This is a genomic window from Phaeobacter sp. CC-HEC084 (assembly GCF_059429255.1).
This window is the reverse complement of record NZ_JCAIJQ010000001.1, coordinates 53,290-68,529: the sequence shown is the minus strand read 5'-3', so window position 1 is coordinate 68,529 and position 15,240 is coordinate 53,290. Positions and strand designations below refer to the sequence as shown.

Below are 15,240 nucleotides of genomic sequence, written 5' to 3'. Positions count from 1 at the left end.
TGGACGTTCTACAGAGTCTAAAAAAGACCCTAAACCGGAGTTTAGGGTCGAATTATCTTTGATTGTTCTCTCGGACTTAGCGGTGCTTCAGCCAGTCCTGCAGCGCTGCCATCAGCTCTGCATCGACAGCATCGCCGGTCAGCTCGATCCGGTTCTGTTCGGGCGTGAAGCCCAGCCGCACACCGGCAGCGGCCTGCACGGAAATCCGCTCCGATCCCTCAGCATCCGATGCGCCGCCGGGGGTACGCACACGCGGGCGGGCAGGGGCCTCGGGCGCCGAAGATTTCGACTCTAAAGCCGCGTTTAGAGCCGCATCACTCTGTGCCGTGTCGACCTCAGATCCGTCCTGTATCTCGGCCAGAACCCGGTTCAGGATCTCCAGCTCATCCGCTGCAGTCTCACGCTGAGCCGCCTGCAGGGCAGCACGCAGGCGCTCAGCAAAGCCTTCATCCTCGCCCATGGCGCGCACCAGTGACAGGCCCAGCTTCTCGCTGATGGCAGTGGGATAGAACAGTACTGCATCCAGCTCCTCGACCAGGGTCACGAAGCTGCGGATCTTGGAGCGTTTGGCGCGGGGTACATTAGCAAAGAGACTCTGAAGTGCCTTTTTCAGAGTCGGAAATACCTCTGCCTTCATCGCCCGCACCGCGATCCGCGCGCGTTCGTAATGGGAGAGGTTCACCCGGATTTCGTTTTCCTCGACCATGGCGATATAGGCATCCTGCGCCGTCTCCGGGCGGATGATCAGCGCCTTCACCGTGGCGTATTTCGGGTCTGAAGTCTCGACATAGAGCCTGCGTAGGGCGCCAAGGCGGCGCCAGCCCGAGATCAGGCCATGACTGCGGCCATCGGGGCGGGGTTCCAGCGGCACCAGTTCAACCGGGGTCTGCTGGCCACGGGCGCGCAGGGATTCGACGAGGGCATCCATTTCCTCGGCGTCCTGTTCGATCCGGTCGCGCACCAGATGGGTTTCGTCGATGGCCGACAGCGGCACCTCTTCGATCATCAGCCCCTTGTTGCGGGCGTTTTCCAGCACGTCGGACAATTCCTGCAAGGCCGCTTGCGAAGCGGTTTCCGACGCCACCTGCGCGATCGGCGCCGCCCCCATGGCCATCGGACCGCCAAGGGCGGATTTGCTTTCCGGGGCGCCGGAAAGATAGCTGCTCTGTGCCGGCATCAACCGTTTGCGTTTTGCCATCTGCCTGTCTCCTTTGGGCGCGCAGTCTGCGCCATCATCCCTGCCGGGGCCTTACTCGGCCGCGCTCTGCATCTGCACTTCGGCGCGGCGCCAGCAGCCGATCAGAAGCCGTTTGAAGGCGGCGTAGGTTTCGTCGAATGTTTCGCGACCGCGCGCATAGGTCTCGCGGTTGAAGTCGCGGTAATCGGCCTCGTAGATGCCAGAGACCTGTTCGCCGGCCTGACCGATCAGCGCGGTGTAATCCTGTTTATGCGGAGAAAGCACCGGCCCCATATAAGCCTGCATCAGCCCGGCCAGCTCGCCCTGCTGGGCGCTGTCGTAGCGGGTGATGACAGCGCGCACCGCATCCCATTCAAAGCCCATCTCGGGCCGACCCAGGGCGCGGGCGGCGAGGTTCTCGCCCTCCTCGATGCTGGCGAATGTGGAATGCAGCATGTCAAAGAAGCGCCCCGTCGAGTCGAATTCGAGAAAGGACGCCCCCATGGGCACCAGCAGGATATCGGCCGCCGACAGCCCGTTGATGGTGAGATAGCCAAGAGCAGGGGGCGTATCGATGAAGATGACGTCGTACTGGTCCAGCACCCCGTCGGCCTCCAGCCGGTCGGTGAGCGCATCCCAGAGCTTCCAGGAGCGCGCGGCCATGCGCCAGACCGGGATCTGGAATTCGGCCCAATAGAGGTTCAGCTGGGCGCCGATGAGATCGATATTGGGCCAGTGGGTACTCTGGATCACATCCGCCGCCGTCATGTCCATCGCCGCGGTCAGCGCATCGTCCATCGGCTGGGGCGCCTCGCCCCGGTCCAGGCGGCGCTGGTTCTCGCCGCGCAGGTGCTCGCCGTAATGGCGCGCCAAGAGCGGAAAGGCGGTCTGCCATTCATCCTCGACCCGGCCGCCGAAGATCGAAGTCATCGACCCCTGGCTATCGAGGTCAATGACCAGCACCTTGTAGCCATCCAGCGCCGCCGACATCGCCAGATGCGCCGCGGTGGAGGTCTTGCCGACGCCGCCCTTGAAGTTGGCCACGGCAACCATCTTGGCCGGCAGCCCCTTGGGGCGGTAGGGGATGTAATCCTTGGCCTTGGATCCTTGCGCCGCGAAATGCGCCCGCAGGACCAGCACCTCGTCGAGGGTGAACCACTTGGCGCCGCCCTCGGTTTCCGAGCGCCCCTGCGGCAGCTCCGGGTTGGCCTTCAGCACCCGGCGGAAATGGGCCTGGGCGACGGGGATCAGGTAGCGGGTGATTTCCCAAGTGGAGAACAGGCGCAGGGTTTTGCGCCCTTCGTCATCCAGGCCCCGGCTGGCCAGATCGGCGCGACCCCGGGCGCAGCCTTCGGCGATCCCGGCAAAACCTGTCGTGCTGGTGGGCGCCTCCAGCTCGGCCAGAGCCGCGTCGGGGTCGATGTTGAAATAGGGGGGCAGGGCGCTGTCTTTTCGCCCGGTTTCTTTCCTGTGGATATCTCGTGCCATGGATTGCTGCCGGTCTCTTTGCTGCTGCGCTGCGCCCTTCTGGAAAGAGTACAGCCCTCTTGGATGAAACGCCTGATGTGCGCTCTTTTTGGCAAGATAACAGAAAACAGCGCACATGGAAGAAATATGCGCACTCCTTTTGCTTTTTCTAAGCAAATCCGTCTGTTGCAGCGGGGGAAAGCCGTGGTCTTGGAGGAGTTGGGGCAGGCTGAAAATTTTTCTGCCCTGTTATTTATGAGTTATATAATAGTTACGGGAAGAAGCCCGGTGCTGCAAAGCCCTTTTTTCATTGGCGATTGGGCGTGTTTTTCTGGAAGCAGTGACTCTGAAACCCCGTTCATATGACTCCGAACCCCCGATCTTCCGATTCCGGAACCCCGTTGCGGCGGCATGTGGATAACTTTAGGGTAAGCGTAATCAAAACCACGAAAAACGAGTCACCTCGGAGGGCGCAAAGATCGCCCTGAAAACCGGGGGGCAGGGCAGAGCGACAAGGCAGGGATCATGGCAGCTGCGGGCACAGCAGGCGGAACGGGTATGCAGACTCCCGTGGCGCAGACATCGGAGCAGGGGGCATTCTTCCTCTGCGATATTTTCGATGCGATCCCCAAGAACGACCTGGCCTCGATGGAGCATCCGCTGTTCTCGCTCGGCACCCGACCGGACCGGCGCATTCTCAACTACGAACACAATGGCGCCGAGATTACCGTCACCCCCAGCGTCAAGGGGCTGGCGACGATCCACGACAAGGACATCCTGATCTTCTGCATCAGCCAGCTGATGGCGGCGCTGAACGCCGGGCGGCAGGTCAGCCGCACATTGCATCTGAAGGCGCATGATCTGCTGGTGGCGACCAACCGGGAGACCTCGGGCGATGCCTACCGGCGGCTGCGCGAATCCTTTGAACGGCTGGCGGGCACCCGCATCACCACCAATATCGTCACCGGCGGCCAAGAGGTCACCTCGGGCTTTGGCCTGATCGAAAGCTGGGAAATCGTGCGCAAGGCCCGGGGCGGGCGCATGGTCAACGTTGCCGTCACCCTCAGCGAATGGCTGTTCCGGGCGGTGCTGTCGAAATCGGTGCTGACCCTTAGCCGCGATTACTTCCGTCTGCGTAAACCGCTGGAGCGGCGCATCTACGAGCTGACCCGCAAGCATTGCGGCCGCCAGGAAGGATGGACCATTTCGGTGGACACCTTGCTGAAGAAATCCGGATCGGCCAGCCCGCGCCGGGTGTTCCGCAAGATGATCCGCGACATGATCGAGGCGCAGCCTTTGCCGGATTATGCGATGGAAGAGCTGCCGGGCGATCTGATCCGGTTCCGCCAAAAACACGCGGTGGTCGCCCCGGCGTCCGGTATGGGGATGGGCGCCGCCCCGGTGCTGAAGCCGGAGACGCTGGAGCGCGCCCGCAGCCTGATGCCCGGCGCCGATGTCTATGCGCTGGAGGCCGAGTGGCGGGCCATGTGGCAACGTTCGGGCAGCCCGCGCCTGCGCCAGGCGGATGGGGCTTTCCTGGGCTGGGTGAAAAAACGCGCCCGTGAGGCCTGAAACGGTCTCTAAAGAGCTTAAAGTCGTCTCCAAACCGGCCCTCAGGGAAGAGGGCCAGTCCCGTCATTTTTCATGGCAGATACCTTCAAATGTTTCGCGCGCGAAACATTTGCTCAGATCCGGATCCGCTTCTCTTCAGGCACCAGCGCGTTGATCTGCGCGATATGTTCCGGCAGGCAGCGGGTCAGGAAATCGTAAGTCTCCACCACATGGGCGCGGGCATTGGGGCCAAGATGGGCATAAGATCCTGGGTTGGCCACCACATCCACCACCTGCGCCGCCAGCGCATCGGGGTCGAAGAAATCCACTAGCATGCCGGTTTCCCCATGGGTGACGGCCTCGCGCACCGGCGCCACATCGGCGGCCACCACCGTGGCCTGCATCGACATCGCCTCCAGCAGCGACCAGCTGAGCACGAAGGGCATGGTCAGATAGATATGGCAGCGGCTGATGCGGATGATGTCGCAGAGGGCATCATAGGGGACGCGGCCAAGGAAATGCACCCGGCTCCAGTCGATTTGGCCTTGCAGCTCATCCTCCATCTCACCGCGCAGGCCTTCCGGGTGTTTGCTTTCGGCGCCATAGGAGGTTTCATTGCCACCGATCATCAGGACGCGGGCGTTGGGGCGTTCCTTCAGTATCTTCGGCAGGGCGCGCATCATGATGTGAAAGCCGCGGGCGCGCTCCATGTTGCGTGCGACATAGGTGATCACCTCGTCGTCCCGGGTTAGCGGGCGGTCCAGCCGCCCCAGCGAAATCGAGGCCTCGGGGTCGGGCTGCAGCCGGTCGGTGCGGATGCCGTCGTGGCAGACATACATGCGGTCATGGAAGCTTTTGGGGAAGCGGTCGCGCTGCCAGTAGGTGGGGGTATGGCCGAGATCGACGGTGTGGATATTGGTATAGGGCACCGTGTTGCGGGCCTGGGCAAAAAAGCCGGCCTGATCGTTGGGCGGGTTGTCCGGGTCGAACCCAACCAACCCGCCGGAAGTGCGGTAGAAATATTCGAAGAAGCCGATCATCGGCACCTCGGGCCAGACCTCTTTCAGGAAGGTCAGCTCACCCCAGCCGGTGTGACCGATGATGATATCGGGGCTCCAGCCGCGGGTGTCTTTCAACTGCCGCGCGGCCAGTGCTGCGCCGATACCGGTGCCGGCGGCGGCCTCCCAGTCCTTGGACAGCCCATAGGCGTCCTTGGCGGGCTGATGATGCGCCTTGTAGGTTACCGTGGTGACGCCGGGCAGCTGGATGTCACTGCGCTGGGTCAGGAAATAGATCTCGTGACCCTCGGGCTGCGCCGCCAGCCAGGTGATCAATTCCCGGTACTGGCCGGGCATGTTCTGATGGACAAAGAGAAATTTCATGGGCGATTTTGACACCGTCTTAGGAATGTTTTTCGCATGCTTGCCCTGCAGGGGCGGCTGGCGCAACCGGATTGCGGCTGAGCGCCCCGGTTCTGTCGTCTCCGTGTCATGAGGTGGTCATGGGCTGGTCATGGGGTTGCCGGTTTTACAGAGCAGAAGGGGCAGGCCCTCCGCGCTGCGGTTGCGGAGGCAGAGCTAAAGGCTGGCTTGATCACTGGCCTGATGACTGGCGCGGGGGCGCCGGAGCGGCTAGGACTGCGGCAGGAAAAGATCATCCAGATCGGGACGGACAGGATGCAGATCGAAGAGACAGGCATGCCGGGACTGAAGGTCCTGACACCGCAGCGGTTCGGGGATGCCCGCGGCTTTTTCAGTGAAAGCTGGAATCGGCAGCGGATGGCAGAACACGGGCTGGATTTCGAATTCGTGCAGGACAATCATTCGTTGTCGTCGCAGGTCGGCACCCTGCGGGGGCTGCATTTCCAGGCGCCCCCCCATGCCCAGGACAAGCTGGTGCGCTGCGGGCGCGGGGCGCTTTTTGATGTGGCGGTGGATATCCGCAAGGGCTCGCCCTGCTATGGCAAATGGTTCGGGATCGAGTTGAGCGCGGAAAACGGCAAGCAGCTGCTGGTGCCCAAGGGCTTCCTGCACGGCTTCATCACCCGCGCGCCGGATACCGAGATCCTTTATAAATGCACCGACTATTACGCGCCCGAGTGTGATGGCGCCGTGGCCTGGGATAGCTGCGGCATCGACTGGGGCTTTGAGGGCACGCCGGTCCTGTCGGATAAGGACGCCGCCGCCGACGCGCTGGCAGATTTCGACAGTCCGTTTGTCTGGAAAGGATAACCCATGAAGATACTCGTGACCGGCGGCGCCGGATTTATCGGCTCTGCCGTGGTGCGCCTGGCGATTGCCCGGGGCCATCAGGTGGTGAACCTCGATGCGCTGACCTATGCCGCCTGTCTTGAGAATGTGGCCAGTGTGGCAGACAGCCCGGATTACGCATTTGAGCAGGCCGACATCCGCGACCGCGCCGCGCTCGACCGGGTCTTTGCCGCGCATAAGCCCGATGCGGTGATGCATCTGGCCGCCGAAAGTCACGTGGACCGCTCGATCGACGGGCCGGGCGATTTCATCGAGACCAATATCACCGGCACCTTCAACATGCTGGAGGCGGCGCGCAAATACTGGATCGAAAATGACCGCCCCAAGGGCTTCCGCTTCCATCACATCTCCACCGATGAGGTCTATGGCTCGCTACCCAACGACCCCGAGGTGATGTTCACCGAAGATACCGCCTATGATCCGCGCTCACCCTATTCGGCCTCCAAGGCCAGCTCCGACCATCTGGTGCGCGCCTGGGCCGAGACCTACGGGCTGCCGGTGGTGCTGACCAATTGTTCCAACAACTACGGCCCCTATCATTTCCCGGAGAAACTCATTCCGGTGGTGATCCTCAACGCGCTGGCCGGAAAGGCCCTGCCGATCTATGGCGATGGGTCGAACATCCGCGACTGGCTTTATGTGGAAGATCACGCTGATGCGCTGTTGCTGGTGTTGCAGAAGGGGGCGCTGGGGCGCTCCTATAATATCGGTGGCGAGAACGAGCGCAGCAATCTGGAACTGGTGCAGACGCTTTGCGCGATCCTGGACGAAAAACGTCCGCGCGCCGATGGTAAGTCTTATACCGATCAGATCACCTTTGTCACCGACCGGCCGGGTCATGACGCGCGCTATGCCATCGATCCCTCGCGTATCCGCGAGGAACTAGGCTGGCGGCCAAGCGTCACGGTGGAGGAAGGTCTGGCAAAGACCGTGCAATGGTATCTGGATAACGAGGCCTGGTGGCGTCCGCTGCAGGAACGCCATGGCGTCGGCCAGCGGCTGGGAACCGGCAAATGAGCACGACAGTATCGTCAAGGGCGGCGCCCGAGCCTGGGCGGGTGCGAAGCGCCCTCCCGGGGAGAGGGTCGGGCGCCGCCCGGCCTGTCGGCCAGGCAAAAGCCTGCGGGGGAAACCCATGATCCTTGTCTTTGGCAAAACCGGCCAGCTGGCCCGCGAACTGGCGGCTTTTGACGGCGTCACCTGTCTGGGCCGCGATCAGGCGGATCTCTCCGAACCGGAGGCCTGTGCGGAAATCCTCCGCGCCCGGACGCCTGCTGCGGTGATCAATGCCGCCGCCTATACCGCTGTTGATCGCGCCGAAGAGGAAGAGGAACTGGCCACGGTGATCAACGGCGTTGCCCCTGCCGCCATGGCCCGCGCCTGCGCTGATCTGGGGATTCCCTTTGTCACCGTTTCCACCGATTACGTCTTTGACGGCAGCGGCGATGCCCCCTGGAGCCCTAAGGATACGACCGGTCCCCTTGGCGCCTATGGCCGCAGTAAGCTGGTCGGTGAAGAGGCGGTGCGCGCAGCAGGGGGGGCATATGCCATCCTGCGCACCTCCTGGGTGGTCTCGGCGCATGGCAATAATTTCATCAAGACCATGCTGCGCCTGGGCAAGGAACGCGACCGCCTGACTATCGTGGCGGATCAGATCGGCGCCCCGACCCCGGCGCGCGCCATCGCGGCGGCCTGCATGACGATCGCCGGGCAACTGGCCGAGGATCCGGGCAAGAGCGGCACCTATCATTTTGCAGGTACACCAGACACCAGCTGGGCCGGGTTCGCGCGCGAGATCTTTGCCCGCGCGGGCCTTTCGTGCGAAGTGGTGGATATCCCCTCCAGCGAGTATCCGACTCCGGCAAGGCGGCCGTTGAACTCTAGGCTCGATTGCGCCTTGTTAAAGACTGTTTTTGGCATCACCCGTCCCAATTGGCAGGCGGGTCTTGATGATATTCTGAAAGATCTGGGGGAGAGCGCATGACGGCACGCAGCACCACGCGTAAGGGCATCATTCTGGCGGGCGGCTCGGGCACCCGGCTCTATCCGATCACCATGGGGGTGTCGAAACAGCTTTTGCCGATCTACGACAAGCCGATGATCTATTACCCGCTGTCGGTACTGCTGCTGGCGGGCATCCGCGAGATCTGCATCATCACCACGCCGCAGGATCAGGAGCAGTTCCAGCGCACCCTTGGCGATGGCAGCCAATGGGGCGTCTCGCTGACCTATGTGGTGCAACCGTCGCCCGATGGTCTGGCGCAGGCCTATATCCTGGCCGAGGAGTTCCTAGATGGCGCGCCCTCGGCGCTGGTGCTGGGCGACAATATTTTCTTCGGCCATGGTCTGCCGAGCCTGCTGGCGGCAGCAGATGAACAGGCCAGCGGCGGCACCGTCTTTGGTTATCACGTGGCCGACCCCGAACGCTATGGCGTGGTGGATTTCGATGATCAGGGCACCGCCCGGGAGATTATCGAAAAGCCCGAGGTGCCACCGTCGAATTATGCGGTGACCGGGCTTTACTTCCTCGATGGCACCGCGCCCGCCCGCGCCCGCAAGGTGAAGCCTTCGCCGCGCGGCGAGCTGGAGATCACCGATCTTCTGCAGATGTATCTGGATGAAGGCAGCCTGCGGGTGGAAACCATGGGCCGCGGTTATGCCTGGCTTGATACCGGCACCCATGGCTCACTTCTGGATGCGGGCAATTTTGTGCGCACCCTGACCAAACGCCAGGGGCTGCAGACCGGCTGCCTTGAGGAAATCGCCTATGAGCAGGGCTGGATCGACGATCAGCAGCTGCAGGCCCGCGCCGATCTATTCAAGAAGAATGACTACGGCACTTATCTGGAGCGGCTGCTGGACTGACGCGCGTTACAGCACGCCAGCCCGACTGAAGACACCGAAGAAGTTGCCGATGAGATTGGAGACGGTCAACGCATCGTTCACCGGGGATTCGGTGGCGATGACCAGATCGCCAGGGTTGATCTCGAACTTGCGGGCGGAAAACAGCCCGTCCGCCGTGGTCAGATCCAGGGTGAAGACCACGCGGTTGTGGCGCGGTCCGCGCTGGCCGGGCGCCACCGCTGTGTCCGGGTATTCGCGCAGGACCAGCAGCCCTTCGGGATCGGCCTTGCTGTCCTGAAAGCCCCCCGAGACCGAGATCGCATCCATCGCCGACATTTCGTCCTTGGTAAAGATATGCAGATCCTCGGTGCCGGTGGCCCCGAAGGAGAGGAAATAGCGTTCGTCCTCTTCCACGAAGACCCGGTCGCCGCCGCGCAGGAGCGTATCAAGGCGCGGATTGTTCAGCAGGTTCTGCACCGAGGTGCCGTAGATATTGCTGCCCCGCACCAGGCGGATCTGCGGGTTGTTGAGATTGGAGGAAATACCGCCCCCGGCCGAGATCAGCCCCATCACCGTATAGTTGCGGTCCGGCATCGGATAGGTGCCGGGCCGGGCAACGCCCGAGACCAGATCGACCGAGTTGCCGCGCCCCTCGGCCATGTCCAGCTGCAGCTGCGCCGAAGGCACGATGGCCTCCAGCTCTTCCTGCAGTTTTTCCCGCGCCAGATCCGGGGTCAGCCCCAGCACGTTCACATTGCCCACATAGGGCATGAAGACTGAGCCGTTCGAGGCTACCCGCACGTCCTGCAGCTGTACCATCTTCTGCTCGGAGGAGGTTAGCAGGGAATTGTCGCTGCTGTCCCAGATTCGGAGCGTCAGCGTGTCGCCGGCCTGGATGATCTGGGTCTTGGCACCCTGGCTGGCGCGGATCCAGCCCAAAAGCTCTTTCTGGCCGGTTTCCGGCCATTGCCCCACCGTGGGCAGGAAGGCGCGGGTGACCTGATAAAGCGCAAAATCGGCATCCGGCTCGCTGGACTGGGCCAGGATTTCCTCGCTGACGGGGGCGCCGCTTGGCAGACGGCCACAAGCCGCCGACAAAAGAGCGAGGCTGACGGCGGCGAGCAGTGAAATGAAAGAGCGCATGAGGTCCCTGTCCGGAAACGGCTTGATTTCTGATCCGGTTTCGGACCTGTGGTTATTATGCGAGCAAGATACTGGGCCTGTGCCATGCGTCAACAACAAGCGTCAACACCTATGGAGGCAGAATCGGGAGGCGACCCCACAGCCCCGGCCATTCTGGTGCTCGGCGCCGCTGGGCGGATCGGCGGGCTGTTGCGCCGGGACTGGCCGACCCTGCTGCCTGCGGGCGCCGATCTGCGCTGGCAGGCGCGCCGCCGTCCGGCCGATTGTACCGCAGGGGAAGCCTGGCATATCCTTGCGCCGCTGGAAGATCCCGCGACCCTGGCGCGGGCCGCCGAGGGCACCGATACGATCCTCTGTCTCGCTGGCGTCACCCCGGGCCATGGCGGCGATCTCGATGACAATGTTCGCCTTGCCGAAGCTGCGATAAAGGCGGCGCAGGCAAGCACCCGGGTCAGTGACAGAAAGACGCGGGTGTTGCTGACCTCTTCGGCGGCGGTCTACGGCAATCAGCCCGGAATATTGCCCGAAGAGGCGCCACTGCACCCGGCCAACCCCTATGGCGCCGCCAAGGCCGCGATGGAGACGCAGACCTTCAGGCTGGGGGCAGAGGCCGGGGTGGCGGTCACCGCCCTCAGGATCGGTAATATCGCGGGGCTCGATGCCATTCTCGGCGGCTGGCGCCCCGGGTTTCAGCTGGACCGTTTCGCCGATGGCACAACGCCCCGGCGCAGCTATATTGGGGTGCAGATGCTGGCGCAGGTGCTGGCGGCGCTGGTGCAGCGCCGGGGTCTGCCTGAGGTGGTTAACGTGGCTCAGCCCGGCCCGGTTGCCATGGGCGATCTGCTGCGCGCGGCGGGGCTGGAGTTCAGCTTGCGCCCGGCGCCCGATAGCGCCATCCCCGAGGTTGCGCTGGAGGTGACCCGGCTGGCCGGGTTGCTGCCGCCGGATGTGCCGCTGCCCCCTGCCGATCCGGCGCGGCTGGTGGCGGAATGGGCCGCGCTGAGGGACGAAAGCTGAGACATGACCTGGGACAAACGCCTTTTCGATCTTTTCTTTGCCACGCTGCTGATCATCATTCTGGGGCCGATTTTGCTGTTGCTGCTGCTCTGGCTGCTGCTGAAGGAAGGGCGACCGCTGTTTTATGTGGCAGAGCGGATGAAAACGCCGGATCAGCCCTTTGACCTCTGGAAGCTCCGCACTATGACGGTGGTGGCCGAGGATGCCGGCGTCTCCGGCGGTGACAAGGCGGCGCGCATCACCCGCACCGGTGCCTGGCTGAGGCGCAAGCGGCTGGATGAATTCCCCCAGCTCTGGAACATCCTCAAAGGTGATCTCAGTTTTGTCGGGCCGCGCCCGCCGCTACGCCAATATGTGGAGGCCCATCCCGAAGTCTATGAAAAGGTTCTGAAAAGCCGCCCCGGCGTCACCGGCCTGGCTTCGATCACCTACCACAAGCACGAGGCGGCGCTGCTGGAACGCTGCACAAGCCGCGAGGAAACCGATGCGGTCTATTCCCGCATCTGCGTGCCCGCCAAGGCGCGGCTCGATCTGATTTATCAGCGCCACCGCAACATGTGCTATGACTTCGACCTAGTGTTCCAGACCATTGGCAATATCTTCCGCCGTGGTTAGGGCGGATGATGCGCCGACCAGCCTTAGAAAGGTAGCCATTGTGGTTCGCTCATGTTTTGTGAAAAACGTGCATTGTTTACAATAATAGGAAAAGTTCTTGATGCGTAAAAAAGTGACGAAGGCGATTTTCCCTGTGGCGGGTCTGGGTACACGGTTTTTGCCTGCGACCAAATCGGTGCCCAAGGAAATTATGACGCTGGTGGATCGCCCCCTGGTGCAATATGCCATCGACGAGGCTCGCGAGGCGGGGATCAAGGAATTCATCTTCGTGACCTCGCGCGGTAAGGGGGCATTGGAAGACTATTTTGACCAGGCCCCGATATTGGAGCAGGAGCTGCGCAAGAAAGGTAAGGATGCGCTGCTCGAAACTCTGAAGCACACCAATATGGAAAGCGGCGCCATCGCCTACATCCGCCAGCATCAGGCCTTGGGTCTGGGCCATGCGGTCTGGTGCGCGCGGCGGCTGATCGCCAACGAACCCTTCGCGGTAATCCTGCCCGACGATGTGATCGCGGCGGAAACTCCCTGTCTCAAGCAGATGGTTGAGGCCTATGCTGAAACCGGCGGTAACATGGTGGCTGCAATGGAAGTCGCGCCGGAGAAGGCTGGTGCCTATGGTGTTCTGGATGTGAAGAACGACATGGGATCGGTGGTCGAGGCCCGTGGCATGGTCGAAAAACCGGCTATGGGCGAGGCGCCCTCCAATCTGGCGGTGATTGGCCGTTACATTCTGGAGCCCTCGGTGCTGCGCAATCTCAACAAGATGAAGCATGGAGCGGGCGGTGAGATCCAGCTGACCGACGCCATTGCTCAGGACATTGAAAAAGATGTGCCTGTTTATGGCTATCGCTTCCGAGGCCAGCGCTTTGATTGCGGCTCCAAAGCAGGTTTCCTGCAGGCCACCGTCTCCTTTGCACTGGCCCGCGAGGAATTGCGGGACGAGCTCTTGGGCTATCTGAACGGGGTGATCGGCACCCGTAAGGCGGCTGAGTAGACTGCCGTGTCTGCCTAGGATTCCGCAGGGAACAATAAAAATCCTGGGGTGGCAGATTTCCGCCGCACCGGGGTTTGTGCTAGAGGCAAATCAGGATAGACATAATCATTAGACGAATTTGAACAGTGATCCGGGTGATTTTAAAAAGCCGGGCGGATAGCATGTGCGGGATTGCGGAGAAACGCGTCATGCAAAGGTAGCAACCCGATGTCGTGACCGGGCAGGGTCATGGCAGGGTCAACTGGGCAGGCTGTCAGGGAACAGGGGCGCAAGCGTGTTTAATCTGATCAGTGCATTATCGCGCAAACAGAAATCCTATATCTTTCTGGCTATTGATCTGGCTCTGATCCCTCTGGCGCTTTTGTTCACCTTTGCAGTGCAGCCGCTGCCGGATCCTGCCCTAAAAACCCTGATTCTGATGGTGCCGGTGCTGCCATATGCCATGGCGGTGATGGCGGCCATGTCGGTCTGGCTGGGGCTGCCGATGGTGCAGCTCAACGCCTATGAACGCCACGCGGTGACGCTGACGGCGGCGGTCGCCTTCGTGACCGCCCTTGTGGTGGCCGGGCTGACCTATCTGTTCGGTCCCGACCTGACGCCCGGCACCCATGTGGTCTTCGGCACCAGCTATTTCCTGTTCCTGGTTGCCACACGCGGGGTACTGCATCAGGTGGTCATGGCGATCTACCGCCGCGCCCAGCCGCGCTGCCGGGTGCTGATCTACGGCGCAGGCACCACCGGCACCCAGCTGGCGCAGGCACTGAAGGCCCATGACGGTATCGATCCGGTGGCCTTTGTGGATGATAATTCCTCGCTGCAGGGCATGACGCTGGTGGGCTTGCCGGTCTTTCCGCCCGCCCGCATTAACCACATCGTCAAGACCCGCAGCATCAAGCGGGTGCTGCTGGCGATGCCCTCGCAAAGCCAGCCGAAACAGGCCCAGATCACCAAGCACCTGCAGGATATGCGCCTGGAGGTGCAGGCGCTGCCCTCCTTTGCCCAGCTGATCGGCGAAGAGGCGCTGGTGGACAAGCTGACCCCGGTGGCGCCGCAGAAATTCCTTGGCCGCGCGGCCCGCGATGTGCCCTTGCAGGAGGCCGCGCCCTCCTATGCCGGGCGGGTGGTGCTGGTCTCCGGCGCCGGCGGGTCGATCGGCTCGGAGCTCTGCCGTCAGGTGCTGGCCTGCGCGCCGACGAAACTGGTGCTTTTCGAACTCTCCGAACTGGCGCTTTATACCGTGCATCAGGAAATGAAGCAGCTGACTGCGGGCACCGGGATCGAGGTTGTGCCGGTGCTGGGATCGGTCACCGATCCGCGTCAGGTGCGGTTGGTGCTGAACACCCACGACGTGCAGGTGGTGCTGCATGCGGCGGCCTATAAACACGTCCCCCTGGTCGAGGCCAACCCGCTGCCGGGCCTGGCTAACAACGTCTTTGGCACCGAAACCCTGGCCCGGGCGGCGGCGCAGGCGGGGGTGGAACGCTTCATCCTGATTTCCTCGGACAAGGCGGTGCGCCCGACCAATGTGATGGGCGCCTCCAAACGCATGGCCGAGCTGACCGTGCAGGATCTGGCCAGCCGCCATCCGAACACCGTCTTCACCATGGTGCGGTTCGGCAATGTGCTGGGCTCTTCCGGCTCAGTGGTGCCGCTGTTTCAGGAGCAGATCAGCCGCGGCGGCCCGGTGACCGTCACCGATCCCAATGTGAAACGCTATTTCATGACCATCCGCGAGGCGGTGCAGCTGGTGCTGCAGGCCGGCGCCGAGGCCATGGGCGGCGAGGTCTTCGTGCTGGACATGGGCGAGCCGGTCTCGATCCTGCAGCTGGCCCGTCAGGTGATCGCCAGCGCCGGTTACACGGTGCGCGACGAAGACAATCCCGAAGGCGATATCGCCATCGACATCATCGGGCTGCGCCCCGGCGAGAAGATGGAAGAGGAGCTGACCCTCAGTCAGGAAGTGATCGGCACCCGGCATCAGAAGATCTTCTGCGCCCGGGAAACCGTGCTGTCGGAACTCGAAACCGCCGCCTTGTTGCGCGGGCTGCGTCAGGCAGTGGCCGCCGGGGACGAGAGCGCGGCCCGGCAGGTGGTGATGCGCTGGGTCGAAGGCTATACCCAGCCCCCCGCGGACCGGAAAACCTCATAAGCGCGCGCCGCGC

At 62.6% G+C, this 15,240-nt stretch carries 14 protein-coding genes; 10 read left to right on the top strand and 4 right to left on the bottom strand.

Going from position 1 to position 15,240, the window contains the following annotated elements; translation table 11 throughout:
* Positions 1-76 precede the first annotated feature (76 nt).
* Together AC5SSZ_RS00280 and AC5SSZ_RS00275 are read right to left on the bottom strand one after the other, a co-directional pair.
* Positions 77-1,198 (bottom strand): ParB/RepB/Spo0J family partition protein, encoded by a 1,122-nt coding sequence (locus AC5SSZ_RS00280; protein ID WP_495436063.1) that lies wholly within the window; start codon positions 1,196-1,198, stop codon positions 77-79.
* Positions 1,199-1,249: 51 nt separating this feature from the next.
* On the bottom strand, positions 1,250-2,665 hold the full coding sequence (locus tag AC5SSZ_RS00275; RefSeq protein WP_274838596.1) for an AAA family ATPase: 1,416 nt from the start codon (positions 2,663-2,665) through the stop codon (positions 1,250-1,252).
* 63 nt (positions 2,666-2,728) lie between these two features.
* On the opposite strand from AC5SSZ_RS00275, the gene AC5SSZ_RS00270 reads away from it, so the two are divergent.
* Positions 2,729-3,010, top strand: coding sequence for a hypothetical protein (locus AC5SSZ_RS00270; protein ID WP_274838597.1), 282 nt, complete (start codon positions 2,729-2,731; stop codon positions 3,008-3,010).
* 192 nt (positions 3,011-3,202) lie between these two features.
* Positions 3,203-4,216, top strand: a complete 1,014-nt coding sequence (locus AC5SSZ_RS00265; RefSeq protein WP_274838598.1) for a replication initiator protein A — start codon at positions 3,203-3,205, stop codon at positions 4,214-4,216.
* Between the two features lie 113 nt (positions 4,217-4,329).
* Here AC5SSZ_RS00265 and AC5SSZ_RS00260 read toward each other — a convergent pair whose 3' ends face one another.
* Positions 4,330-5,577: a glycosyltransferase family 4 protein gene (locus AC5SSZ_RS00260; RefSeq protein WP_274838599.1), complete on the bottom strand. Its 1,248-nt coding sequence runs from the start codon at positions 5,575-5,577 to the stop codon at positions 4,330-4,332.
* Positions 5,578-5,871: 294 nt separating this feature from the next.
* On the opposite strand from AC5SSZ_RS00260, the gene rfbC reads away from it, so the two are divergent.
* From rfbC to rfbA, 4 genes are all read left to right on the top strand, one after another.
* Positions 5,872-6,426, top strand: coding sequence for a dTDP-4-dehydrorhamnose 3,5-epimerase (gene rfbC / locus AC5SSZ_RS00255; RefSeq protein WP_274838617.1), 555 nt, complete (start codon positions 5,872-5,874; stop codon positions 6,424-6,426).
* Between the two features lie 3 nt (positions 6,427-6,429).
* Positions 6,430-7,482, top strand: coding sequence for a dTDP-glucose 4,6-dehydratase (gene rfbB / locus AC5SSZ_RS00250; protein ID WP_274838600.1), 1,053 nt, complete (start codon positions 6,430-6,432; stop codon positions 7,480-7,482).
* 118 nt (positions 7,483-7,600) lie between these two features.
* Positions 7,601-8,449 carry a dTDP-4-dehydrorhamnose reductase gene (rfbD, locus tag AC5SSZ_RS00245; protein ID WP_274838601.1) on the top strand — a complete coding sequence of 283 codons (849 nt, stop codon included), beginning with the start codon at positions 7,601-7,603 and terminating at the stop codon, positions 8,447-8,449.
* The gene (gene rfbA / locus AC5SSZ_RS00240) at positions 8,446-9,330 is read left to right on the top strand and encodes a glucose-1-phosphate thymidylyltransferase RfbA (RefSeq protein WP_274838602.1); all 885 of its coding nucleotides are present in this window, start codon (positions 8,446-8,448) and stop codon (positions 9,328-9,330) included. The genes rfbD and rfbA overlap by 4 nt, the downstream gene beginning before the upstream one ends.
* 6 nt (positions 9,331-9,336) lie before the next feature.
* On the opposite strand, the gene AC5SSZ_RS00235 is transcribed toward rfbA, so the two are convergent.
* Positions 9,337-10,452: a polysaccharide biosynthesis/export family protein gene (locus AC5SSZ_RS00235; RefSeq protein WP_274838603.1), complete on the bottom strand. Its 1,116-nt coding sequence runs from the start codon at positions 10,450-10,452 to the stop codon at positions 9,337-9,339.
* Between the two features lie 111 nt (positions 10,453-10,563).
* Between AC5SSZ_RS00235 and AC5SSZ_RS00230 the strand changes: the two genes are divergently transcribed.
* From AC5SSZ_RS00230 to AC5SSZ_RS00215, 4 genes are all read left to right on the top strand, one after another.
* A complete protein-coding gene (locus AC5SSZ_RS00230) occupies positions 10,564-11,469 on the top strand; it encodes an NAD-dependent epimerase/dehydratase family protein (RefSeq protein ID WP_274838604.1) in 906 nt (301 codons plus the stop codon).
* Positions 11,470-11,472: 3 nt separating this feature from the next.
* Positions 11,473-12,084, top strand: coding sequence for a sugar transferase (locus AC5SSZ_RS00225; RefSeq protein ID WP_274838605.1), 612 nt, complete (start codon positions 11,473-11,475; stop codon positions 12,082-12,084).
* A 100-nt stretch (positions 12,085-12,184) separates the two neighbouring features.
* Positions 12,185-13,078, top strand: a complete 894-nt coding sequence (galU, locus tag AC5SSZ_RS00220) for a UTP--glucose-1-phosphate uridylyltransferase GalU (protein ID WP_274838606.1) — start codon at positions 12,185-12,187, stop codon at positions 13,076-13,078.
* A 274-nt stretch (positions 13,079-13,352) separates the two neighbouring features.
* Positions 13,353-15,227: a polysaccharide biosynthesis protein gene (locus AC5SSZ_RS00215; protein WP_274838607.1), complete on the top strand. Its 1,875-nt coding sequence runs from the start codon at positions 13,353-13,355 to the stop codon at positions 15,225-15,227.
* Positions 15,228-15,240 lie beyond the last annotated feature (13 nt).

Bases quoted from the DNA above. Each gene is read 5' to 3' on its own strand.
- AC5SSZ_RS00280 (WP_495436063.1), bottom strand. From the start codon at position 1,198: ATGGCAAAACGCAAACGGTTGATGCCGGCACAGAGCAGCTATCTTTCC.
- AC5SSZ_RS00275 (WP_274838596.1), bottom strand. From the start codon at position 2,665: ATGGCACGAGATATCCACAGGAAAGAAACCGGGCGAAAAGACAGCGCC.
- AC5SSZ_RS00270 (WP_274838597.1), top strand. From the start codon at position 2,729: ATGAAACGCCTGATGTGCGCTCTTTTTGGCAAGATAACAGAAAACAGC.
- AC5SSZ_RS00265 (WP_274838598.1), top strand. From the start codon at position 3,203: ATGCAGACTCCCGTGGCGCAGACATCGGAGCAGGGGGCATTCTTCCTC.
- AC5SSZ_RS00260 (WP_274838599.1), bottom strand. From the start codon at position 5,577: ATGAAATTTCTCTTTGTCCATCAGAACATGCCCGGCCAGTACCGGGAA.
- rfbC (WP_274838617.1), top strand. From the start codon at position 5,872: ATGCAGATCGAAGAGACAGGCATGCCGGGACTGAAGGTCCTGACACCG.
- rfbB (WP_274838600.1), top strand. From the start codon at position 6,430: ATGAAGATACTCGTGACCGGCGGCGCCGGATTTATCGGCTCTGCCGTG.
- rfbD (WP_274838601.1), top strand. From the start codon at position 7,601: ATGATCCTTGTCTTTGGCAAAACCGGCCAGCTGGCCCGCGAACTGGCG.
- rfbA (WP_274838602.1), top strand. From the start codon at position 8,446: ATGACGGCACGCAGCACCACGCGTAAGGGCATCATTCTGGCGGGCGGC.
- AC5SSZ_RS00235 (WP_274838603.1), bottom strand. From the start codon at position 10,452: ATGCGCTCTTTCATTTCACTGCTCGCCGCCGTCAGCCTCGCTCTTTTG.
- AC5SSZ_RS00230 (WP_274838604.1), top strand. From the start codon at position 10,564: ATGGAGGCAGAATCGGGAGGCGACCCCACAGCCCCGGCCATTCTGGTG.
- AC5SSZ_RS00225 (WP_274838605.1), top strand. From the start codon at position 11,473: ATGACCTGGGACAAACGCCTTTTCGATCTTTTCTTTGCCACGCTGCTG.
- galU (WP_274838606.1), top strand. From the start codon at position 12,185: ATGCGTAAAAAAGTGACGAAGGCGATTTTCCCTGTGGCGGGTCTGGGT.